Below are 2,331 nucleotides of genomic sequence, written 5' to 3'. Positions count from 1 at the left end.
GCAGGGTGCGGGTACGGCGCCCGCGGGGAGGCGGGAGGTGCCGGAGGGACTCCGCTGTCGGCAGGGCGGGAGTGCGCCGGGGCGCGCCTGGTGCGCTGGGCGCGCGGCGTCGGCGGGGAGCGGACGGCCGGCGGGTCAGCGGGAGCCGCGACAGAGCATGGCGGCGATGCGGCACAGGTCCACTGCCCGGCGCTTCGTGAGGTCCGCCTGTCGCTTCATGCGCTCGATCGTAAGGACGACGGAGGGGCCGTGTCACCGCCGATCCGCACTCTGAGACGGTTGCGTCCGCGATGTGGGACATCGGCCTCCCCGGGCGGCGTCACACGGCCGCCGGGTGACCGGAAATCACCCCTGTACGGACCTGGCCGTCTCGCATTCCGGGACCTGAGATCCCGTCTCGGAGGGGGCGGCGGCCGGGCAGTCAGCCGGCCAGGTGGACGCCGGTGCCTTCCATGGAGAGGTTCACCCCGTCCTTGTCGGCGTCGACCTTGTCGAGCTTCAGGCCCTCGGGGAGCTTGTCTATCGTCCGGTCGAAGTCGATCTTCTCGCGGATGGTCTTCTCGATGCCCGGGATATCGGAGCCCGGCACCTCGTCCGCGTGCAACCGCACGGTGTCGCCGCCCTTGACGCTGACGGTGCTGTAGACACTGCGCTCGACGGTCTTGCCGATCAACGGGATGGTCACACTGGCGCTGACCTTCACCTGGTCCTTGCCGGACTTGCTCTTGCCGCCGTAGCTCACACGCACGCCCTCGTCCGCCGCGTTGGACAGGTCCTTGTAGGAGAGGTGGACGGTGCCGGTGGCGTGGTCGGCCACGGCCGAGCTGAAGTTGTTGGACAGCGCGACGTCGGTGGCCTCCATGGAGACCTCGCTCAGCCGCACCTCGCGCCCGCCCGCCTTCGCGGTGACCCCCTTCACCTCGGCCGTCACCTTGTCCAGTTCCTTGCCGGCGACCTGGGTGAGGAAGGGAAAGCCCTCGATGGAGACCTCCGGATCGCCGGAGGAGGCGGAGCCCAGCTCGCTCTTGAGCTTCTTGGCCACCTCGTCCTCGGCGAGGTTGACCGCGATCCGGTCGGCGGCCACGAAGAGCCCGGCGAGTACCACCAGGATCACTAGCCCTATGCGTAGTGCGCGCATTGCGTTCCGTATCCCCCATGAGTCGGCTGGCTACGCGCGAGCGTAACCCGCTGCCCGTCCTTTCCGGGCAGTGGTGAGCGGGCGGCCCCGGGCGCGGGCGGCGCGCCCGGGGCCCGCGGCTCACAGCAGCGTGCGGCCCAGAAGGTACAGGGCGGGAGTGGCCAGCGTGAGGGGCAGCGCGACGCCCGCCGTCATGTGGACGAAGCGGGAGGGCCAGTCGTAACTGGCCACCCGCAGCCCCACCAGCGCGCACACCCCCGCGCCCAGCCCGAGCAGCGCGGCCGTGACCGGCTCCACGCCGTTCAGCTGGGACAGCGTGGAAACTGCCACCGCCACACCTGCGGCGGCGGCCAGCGCGAGGAGCACGGAGACGGGCCCTGGCAGCGGTACGGCACGCAGCAGCGCGGCTCCCGCGACGGCGGCGGCGCCCACCGTGACCGCCTCCGGATCGGTGGGGATCACCCCGGCGGCCAGCACCGTCAGCCCCGTCGCGGCGAAACCCATGGTGACCGCGTACAGCCGTTCGTCCGGGCTGGAGTTGTTGCGCAACTGCAGCACGAGGGAGAGCAGACACCACACACCGGCAGCCGCGAGCAGCACCGCCGGCGCGTTCCCCGAGCCGCCGTCCGGGTGGCGTCCCCAGCCGTCCGTCACCAACAGCCCGACATCGGCGGTCAGCCCCGCCACGAACGCGAGCGCGATGCCCTGCCGGGCGGGCCACATCCCATTGAGCCGGTACCAGCCCGCGGCCGTCACCGCCTGGAGCAGTACCACGGCTCCGGCCAGCGCACCGTGCCCCAGCGGGGCCACGGCCGCCAGCAGCGCCGCCAGCACCGTGGTGACCGCCGCCGGCGTGAAGCCGGGCGCGATGATCGGCGACCCGGTACAGGGCCGCGCTCCGCGCGCGGTCGGCGCCGAGTCCGCGGCGCCGGTCGCCCCCGCGGGTGCCCCTGCGGTCGCCCCTGCGGGCGGCGCCTGGCCGGTGCGGTCCCGCCCTGTCTGCGGGGCGTGTCCCCCCGGCTGCCCCTGCGGAGACCCGCCGAACGGCTGCGGCTGCGGCTGCGGAGACCCGCCGAACGACTGCTGCTGCGGCTGGGCGTACGGCTGGGGCTGGGACTGCGCGTACGGCTGGGGCTGGGCGGCGGCGGGTTGCGGCTGAGGCATCGGCTGCGACGGGTGGGGGTGCTCCGGCG

Annotated in this window: 2 protein-coding genes; both read right to left on the bottom strand. The window is 73.4% G+C overall.

All coding sequences use genetic code 11. The features are described from left to right. Window positions 1–421 precede the first annotated feature (421 nt). Complete coding sequence (locus tag AB8Z75_RS33880) at window positions 422–1,138, bottom strand: DUF2993 domain-containing protein (protein ID WP_369208814.1); 717 nt, start codon at window positions 1,136–1,138, stop codon at window positions 422–424. A gap of 120 nt (window positions 1,139–1,258) precedes the next feature. Further along, window positions 1,259–2,331: hypothetical protein (locus AB8Z75_RS33875; RefSeq protein ID WP_369208812.1), on the bottom strand; the 1,073-nt coding region annotated here is incomplete at its 5' end.

This window comes from Streptomyces sp. PU-14G, assembly GCF_041028275.1.
Taxonomy (GTDB): domain Bacteria; phylum Actinomycetota; class Actinomycetes; order Streptomycetales; family Streptomycetaceae; genus Streptomyces.
This window is presented reverse-complemented; position numbering and strand designations above follow the sequence as displayed.

Bases quoted from the DNA above. Each gene is read 5' to 3' on its own strand.
- AB8Z75_RS33880 (WP_369208814.1), bottom strand. From the start codon at position 1,138: ATGCGCGCACTACGCATAGGGCTAGTGATCCTGGTGGTACTCGCCGGG.